The sequence below is a fragment of the Streptomyces sp. NPDC057616 genome (assembly GCF_042800575.1).
Classification (GTDB): Bacteria; Actinomycetota; Actinomycetes; order Streptomycetales; family Streptomycetaceae; genus Streptomyces.
Window position 1 is genome coordinate 4,739 of the sequence record NZ_JBHVGU010000083.1, and the last position, 6,659, is coordinate 11,397.

7 protein-coding genes are annotated in these 6,659 nt (G+C 73.0%); 4 read left to right on the forward strand and 3 right to left on the reverse strand.

Annotation, left to right across the window (positions count from 1 at the left end; genetic code table 11):
• The first annotated feature begins 25 nt into the window (after positions 1–25).
• From ACFU97_RS45730 to ACFU97_RS45740, 3 genes are read left to right on the forward strand one after another with little or no spacing between them, the layout of a single operon-like run.
• Positions 26–736, forward strand: a complete 711-nt coding sequence (locus ACFU97_RS45730) for a L,D-transpeptidase family protein (RefSeq protein WP_384269185.1) — start codon at positions 26–28, stop codon at positions 734–736.
• A gap of 18 nt (positions 737–754) precedes the next feature.
• Positions 755–1,462 carry a response regulator transcription factor gene (locus ACFU97_RS45735; protein ID WP_384269171.1) on the forward strand — a complete coding sequence of 236 codons (708 nt, stop codon included), beginning with the start codon at positions 755–757 and terminating at the stop codon, positions 1,460–1,462.
• Positions 1,459–3,285: a sensor histidine kinase gene (locus ACFU97_RS45740; RefSeq protein WP_384269173.1), complete on the forward strand. Its 1,827-nt coding sequence runs from the start codon at positions 1,459–1,461 to the stop codon at positions 3,283–3,285. The genes ACFU97_RS45735 and ACFU97_RS45740 overlap by 4 nt, the downstream gene beginning before the upstream one ends.
• A gap of 24 nt (positions 3,286–3,309) precedes the next feature.
• On the opposite strand, the gene ACFU97_RS45745 is transcribed toward ACFU97_RS45740, so the two are convergent.
• Positions 3,310–3,558: a WhiB family transcriptional regulator gene (locus ACFU97_RS45745; protein ID WP_384269176.1), complete on the reverse strand. Its 249-nt coding sequence runs from the start codon at positions 3,556–3,558 to the stop codon at positions 3,310–3,312.
• Positions 3,559–3,676: 118 nt separating this feature from the next.
• Entirely contained in the window at positions 3,677–4,891 is a 1,215-nt protein-coding gene (locus ACFU97_RS45750) for a saccharopine dehydrogenase family protein (RefSeq protein WP_384269178.1), read from the reverse strand.
• A 121-nt stretch (positions 4,892–5,012) separates the two neighbouring features.
• On the opposite strand from ACFU97_RS45750, the gene ACFU97_RS45755 reads away from it, so the two are divergent.
• Positions 5,013–5,717: a TetR/AcrR family transcriptional regulator gene (locus tag ACFU97_RS45755; RefSeq protein ID WP_384269180.1), complete on the forward strand. Its 705-nt coding sequence runs from the start codon at positions 5,013–5,015 to the stop codon at positions 5,715–5,717.
• A 191-nt stretch (positions 5,718–5,908) separates the two neighbouring features.
• Here the strand turns inward: ACFU97_RS45755 and ACFU97_RS45760 are convergent.
• Positions 5,909–6,659: ArgP/LysG family DNA-binding transcriptional regulator (locus tag ACFU97_RS45760; RefSeq protein WP_384269183.1), on the reverse strand; the 751-nt coding region annotated here is incomplete at its 5' end.

A 6,659-nucleotide genomic window follows, 5' to 3' on the forward strand; every position in this document is an offset into this window, starting at 1 on the left:
CCTTCTCTCCCCCATTTTCGGGGGGGTGGGTTGGGGGGGGTGGCGGGTAGGGCACACCGCCCCTCCCCCCCCCTCCGAGCCGCCGTCGAGCGCTCCCGCCGTGAGCCCGCCGGTCTCGGCCTCGCCCGAGATGTCCGCCCAGGGCGCTCCGCTCCACCTGCCCGGCCTGGGGCCGAAGACGCTGGCCGAAATCCCCGCCGACGCCCGCCAGGCGGTCGTCGTGACCGGCCGCGGCAAGAACTCCCCGCTGTCCACCGTCGTCGTGTACCGCCGCACCGAGGAGGGCTGGCAGGCCGGCGCCACCTGGCCCGCGCACAACGCGCTCAAGGGCTGGTCCGCGCACCACACGGGCGGCGACCTGCGCTCGCCCGTCGGCGTCTTCGGCCTCACCGACGCCGGCGGCCTCCTGCGCGACCCGGGCTCCCGGCTCCCGTACCACCACGCGGGCGGCTTCATCTCGCCCGGCACGGGGTTCGAGGGCGAACCGCTCGCGGGTTCCTTCGACTACGTCGTCGCGATCAACTACAACCGAAAGCCGGGCACCTCGCCCCTGGACTGGACCCGACCCCTCGGGCCGAACCGCGGCGGCGGCATATGGTTCCACGTCGACCACGGCGGCCCCACGCACGGCTGCGTGAGCATTTCCGAGCGGCACATGAAGGAGCTGCTGCGCACCCTCGACCCGGACCTCCACCCCGTCGCCGTCATGGGCGACGCTCCGTCCCTGGCCCGCTGACCGCTTAGGATCCGCCGCGTGTGCGCACATGTGCTGGTCGCCGAGGACGACGAGATGCAGGCCGAACTCATACGCCGCTCGCTGCTGGCGGAGGGACACACGGCCACGGTGGTCCACGACGGGGCGGCCGCGCTGGACGCGGCCCGCAGGCTGAGACCCGACCTCGTGGTCCTCGACCTGATGCTGCCCCTCGTGGACGGGTTCGGGGTGTGCCGGGTGCTGCGCGGCGCCGACCAGCCCGACGGAGACATCCCCGTGCTGATGCTGACCGCCCGCTCGGACGAGGACGACGTCCTGCTCGGTCTGGAGCTGGGCGCCGACGACTACATGACCAAGCCGTACAGCCCGCGCGAGCTGATGGCCCGCATCCGAACGGTGCTGCGGCGAAGCGGCCGCGCCGTCGGCGTACGGGAGGACCCGGTCGTGCGGGCGGCCGGGCTCGCCGTCGACCCGGAACGCCACGAGGTGCGCTGCGAGGGTGCCCTGGTGGAGTGCACACCGGCCGAGTTCCAGATCCTGCTGGCCATGGCGGCCGAGCCCGAACGGGTCTTCACCCGGCGGCAGTTGCTGCAGTGCACCCGAGGCTTCGACCGGTCCTCCACCGAGCGCGCCGTCGACGTGCACATCATGAACCTGCGCCGCAAGATCGAGGCCGATCCACGGCGCCCGGTGCGGCTGCTGACCGTGTTCGGGGTCGGCTACAAGCTCAGCGGCGGCCGTCCGTGAAACGCCGCATCCCCCTGCGCAAGCGGCTCCTGGTGCGGCTGCTGATCGCCTCGGTCCTCATCGCGGTGTGCTCCGTGGCGGCGACGGCCTGGCTGGCGGTGGAGACCACCACCCGCGCCCTGCGTGAGGAACAGGGGCAGGACCTCGCCGACGACATGAAGATCCTCGCCGAACTCAGCGGCTACGCCGCCACGCACCCCCGGTGGAACGGCGTGCAGTCCCTGGTCCGCGACCTGGCCGCCCGGACCGGCCGGCGCATCGCGCTGACGACCGCCGACCGCACGCCGATCGCCGACTCGGCCCGCAAGGGCACCGCCCTGCCGCTCGGCGCGGCCGCGACCGTCGACCCCCTGCACAGCGACACCTACAGCGAGTCCGGCGCGCAGGTCACCGGCATCGACCCGCGCGCCGTGGGCCCCTACCGGCTCACCGCCCGCGAACGCGAACGGCTCGAGGCGATCGCCGAGAAGCAGCGGTCCTGCTACGCGCGCTTCAGCATCGACACCAAGATCGAGAGGACGCCGAGCGGCCGCCCCGTCATCCTCAACACGGACGGGACCACCGCCTCCGACTACCTGCCCGAGGAGTGCGGCTACGGACAGCTCGGCACCCCCACCCGCACCGAGACCCACGCCCTCGAAGCCCTCACCACGAGCGCCCGCGGCTGCCTCGACCGCCAGGGCCTCGGCTCCGACGGGCCCCTCTACCTCATGCTCAACCCCAACGGGCCGGTCGCGTCGAGCAGATACGTCATCGGCAAGTACGCCAAGATGGGCGACTCCTCGGCGATGAAGACCGCGCAGAGCTGCGCGGACGACGCGCTGCGCGCGCAACTCGACCCGTACGTCGCCCCCGTGGCCGAGCTCTACCTCGGCGACGACGAGACCGCCCCGCCCCGCTTCGACATGTCCCCGGCCAACAAGGCGAAGATCGTCGGGGCCGCCGGCCTGGTGCTCGCCGTGACCGTCGTCGTGACGGCCGTCGTCGCCACCCGGCTGGTACGCCCCCTGCGAGCCCTCACCGAGGCCGCCCAGCAACCCCCCGACATGCATGTCCGGGTGCCGGTGACCACGCGGGACGAGACCGGCATCCTGGCCGAGGCGTTCAACGACCTCACCGAGCGGCGCGAACGCCTGGAGTCCCAGCGCAAGGCCATGGTCAGCGACATCGCGCACGAACTGCGCAGCCCGCTCACCAACATCCGCGGCTGGCTGGAGGTCACCCGGGACGGTGTCGTGGAGCCGGACGCCGCCCTGCTCGCGTCGCTGCACGAGGAGGCGCTGCTGCTCCAGCGCGTCATAGACGATCTCCAGGACCTGGCGGCCGCCGACGCGGGCACCCTGCACCTGCACCGCGAGCCGGTGCGTGCCGAGGATCTGCTGGACCAGGTGGCCGCCGCCCACCGCGTCGCCGCCGACGCGGCCGGCGTCACCATACGCACCGAGGACGACGGCAAGCCGTGGCTGGACGCCGATCCGGTGCGGATGCGGCAGGCGCTCGGCAACCTGGTCTCCAACGCGCTGCGGCACACACCGGCCGGCGGCACCGTCACCCTCGCGGCGCGCCGCGACGGCGACGAGGTCGTCTTCACGGTCGCGGACACCGGGACCGGAATCGCGCAGGAGGACCTGCCGCACGTCTTCGAGCGCTTCTGGCGGGCCGAGAAGTCCCGCAGCCGCCGCACCGGCGGCAGCGGGCTCGGCCTGCCGATCGTCCGTCATCTGATCGCCGCGCACGGCGGCAGCGCCGTCGCGGCCTGCGAACCCGGCTCCGGTGCCGTGTTCACCCTGCGCATGCCCGGCGCCCCGGAACCGGAGGGCTGAGCCGCCGCGTTCGGGGCCGGGCCGTCAGTTGCGTGCCGACGCGCGCTGCCTCCGCCGCAGCGCGCGCCGCTCCATCTCACTCGTGCCGCCCCAGACGCCCATGCACTCCGACGTGTCCAGCGCCCAGCGCAGACACTCCTCCCGGACCGGGCAGCGCCGGCACACCGCTTTCGCCTGCTCGGTCTGCATCAGGGACGGGCCCGAGGTGCCGATCGGGAAGAAGAGGTCGGGGTCCTCACTGCGGCACGCTGCGTGGTCTCGCCAGTCGTCCATCAATGTCACCTGCGATCGAATTCGTACGTGCCCTCGCGGATGGCTTACTCGATTGCGGGTCACCTGTCGATGCGTGAGTGAAACAACGGAGTTCTGAGAAGCCCGCCGATGGGGACGCTCACTGCTCGCGCAGACCCCACGGGGAGCCGTACTCGGTCAGCAGGTCCAAAAACGGCCGCGCCGGGAACGCCTCCGGGCCGAGCACGCCGGAGCCGGACCAGGCGCCGGTGGCGACGAGTTCGAGGGCGACGACCGGATTGACGGCGGTCTGCCACACCACCGCCTGGCTGCCGTACTCCGCCATGGACCACTGGTTGTCGACCACGTGGTAGAGGTACACCTCGCGCGGCGCACCGTCCTTGGTGCCGCGCACCCAGGTGCCCGCACAGGTCTTGCCGTGCATCCGCTCGCCCAGGGTCGCCGGGTCGGGCAGGCAGGCGGCGACGACGTCGCGGGGCGAGACCTGCACCGGACCGGCCGCGCTCGGCACGGTCACCGGCTCGGTGCGGTCCAGGCCCAGCAGGTGCAGCGTCTTGAGCGTCTCGATGAACTCCCGTCCCAGACCGTACTTGAACGTCACCCGGTCCGCCTTCACCCAGCGCGGGACGAGCAGCACCTCCTCGTGCTCGACGTTCACGCACTCGACGGGGCCGATGCCCTCCGGGAAGTCGAACACCTCCGGCTCGCTGAACGGCTCGGTGGTGAACCAGCCGCGGTCGGCCTCGTAGACGACCGGCGGGTTCAGGCACTCCTCGATGGTGGTCCAGATGCTGAAGGACGGGGCGAAGTCGTAGCCGTCGACGGTGAGGTCGGCCCCGTCGCGGACGCCGATCTCCTCGATCTCGTCGAAGAGTTCGTCGGCGGCGTACCGCGCGAAGACGTCCGACAGACCGGGCTCGACGCCCATGCCCACCAGCGCCAGCGCGCCTGCCTTCTCCCACTCCTGGGCCAGCGCGAACTGCTCGTCGCCGAGCTTGACCCCGCAGGTGGCGTACGGCCGCTCGGGGTGCGGGTGGGACAGCGACATCGCCATGTCGAGGTAGGTGGCGCCGGCGCTGCGGGCGGCGCGGAACAGCGGCATCACGAAGCGCGGGTCGGTGGCGTTGAGCAGCACGTCGCACGCGTGCCGGCGCAGCAGCTCCGCCACCGCATCCACGTCGCCCGCGTCGACGCGCTCGGCGCTGAAGCGGGCGTCACCGACGGCCTCGACCGCCGCCGCGGCGCGGGCCGGGTCGTAGTCGGCGACCACCATCGCGTCGAAGAACGGCCGCCGGGCGGCGATCCGGGTGATGGCGGTGCCGACGCCGCCGGCACCCACGAGCAGTACACGCATGACAGATCTCCCTGATCTGAGGATCGGTGACGAGGGGCCCCGCCGCAGATACAACGCGGCGGGGTCACGTAAGGTCAATGGCGTTGGCATAAGGGTTCCGACCCAGGACGGGAGGCGTGCCGTGCCCAAGGCGGTGGTGCCCGAGGAGAAGCGGCGCAGGCGGCGGCCCACGAAGAGCGGCACTGTGCTGTCGGAGGACCTGATCGTCGAGACCGCGCTGCGCATGCTGCGCGAGCACGGCAGCGCGGGCCTGACCGCCCGCCGCCTCGGCCTCGCCCTGGACGCCGATCCGAGCACGCTCTACCGCTACTTCCGCGGCATGGACGACCTCACCCTCGCCATCGGCGACGCTCTCATCGGCCAGGCGCTCGACGGCTGGCGCCCGACGGGGGAGTGGCGTGCGGACCTGCGCTCGGTCGGCCTGCGCATCCACGCCGCCTACGTCGCCCACCCGCAGGCGGCCGTGCTGACCACGAGCCGGGTCACCGGCCGCGCCAACGAACTCGCCGCCGACGAGGCCGTCCTGGAGGTGCTGCGCTCGGCCGGCTTCCCGCTGCCGGACACGGTCCGCATCTACCACGCGTTCATCGACCAGACCCTGGCCTTCGCCGCCCTGGACGCGGCGTCCCTGGCCCTGCCGAGCGCGGCGCTGCACGCGGACGAGGACATGTGGCGCTCCACCTACGCCCGCCTCCCCCGCACCACCCACCCCCGCATCGCCGAGGCGGCCCCACTCCTGGCGGCCCGCATGCCGAAAAGCGCCTACGCGACGGCCCTGGACATGCTCCTGGACAGCGCGGAGGCGCAATTGGCGTCCCTGCGTTGACGGTCAGGACCGCGGCTCAGGTCACGTGAACGCGGCCGTCCTCGTGGCTCGGGGCACCCGCTTCCGCCGTGCCTGGATGGGGACTTGGAGCGCGCTCGACGCCTGCCCGGCAGCCGGGCGGGCGGAAATCCGGCGCCACGGCCGGCGCGGCGGCCGTGGCTGCAGCCCCGCGCCGATGCGCCGGTGCCGGATCACTCGAGCGCCTCCGCCGCCGCCGTGACCACCGCCTCCGCCACCGCGGCCAGCGCCGGGGAGTCCAGCTTCCACTGCTGCCAGTACAGCGGTACGTCCAAGGTCAGGTCCCGTGCGAGCAGGACGACCCGGCCGGAGTCCAGCAGGGGTGCGGCCTGGACCTCGGGGACCAGGCCCCAGCCCAGGCCCGCGGCGACGGACTGCGCGAAACCCTCCGAGGTCGGCACGAAGTGCCGCTCCCGGCTCGCGCCGACGCGGTCGTGCCGCAGCCGTCGTACGAAGGCGTCCTGGAGGTCGTCACTGCGGTCGAAACTCACGGTGGGCGCCGTGGCGAGCACCTCCCGCAGCGGACCGTCGAGGTGCTCGCGGGCGAAGCCGGGATGGGCGACAGGGATGTAGCGCATCCGTCCCAGCGCCCGCACGGAGCAGCCCGTGACCGGCTCGGGCGACGAGGTGACCGCGGCCATCACCAGCCCCTCCCGCAGCAGGCTCGCCGTACGGGTCTCGTCCTCGCGCCGCAGCTCGAAACAGAGCCGCGGCTCCTGGCGGACGCGCGTGAGTGCCGGAAGGAACCAGGTGGCGAGGGAGTCGGCGTTCACCGCGATCGACACCCGCGTCGCCTCCCCGGCGCCGCTCATGCCGAGTTCGGCGCGCGCGTCCCGCTCCAGCCGCGCCAGCTGCCGGGCGAACCGCACCACGACCTCGCCCGACTCGGTGGCCCGCACGGGCTTGGTGCGCATCAGCAGCACC

Coding starts and splice junctions, on each gene's coding strand:
- ACFU97_RS45750 (WP_384269178.1), bottom strand. CDS start 4,891: ATGCGTGTACTGCTCGTGGGTGCCGGCGGCGTCGGCACCGCCATCACC.
- ACFU97_RS45745 (WP_384269176.1), bottom strand. CDS start 3,558: ATGGACGACTGGCGAGACCACGCAGCGTGCCGCAGTGAGGACCCCGAC.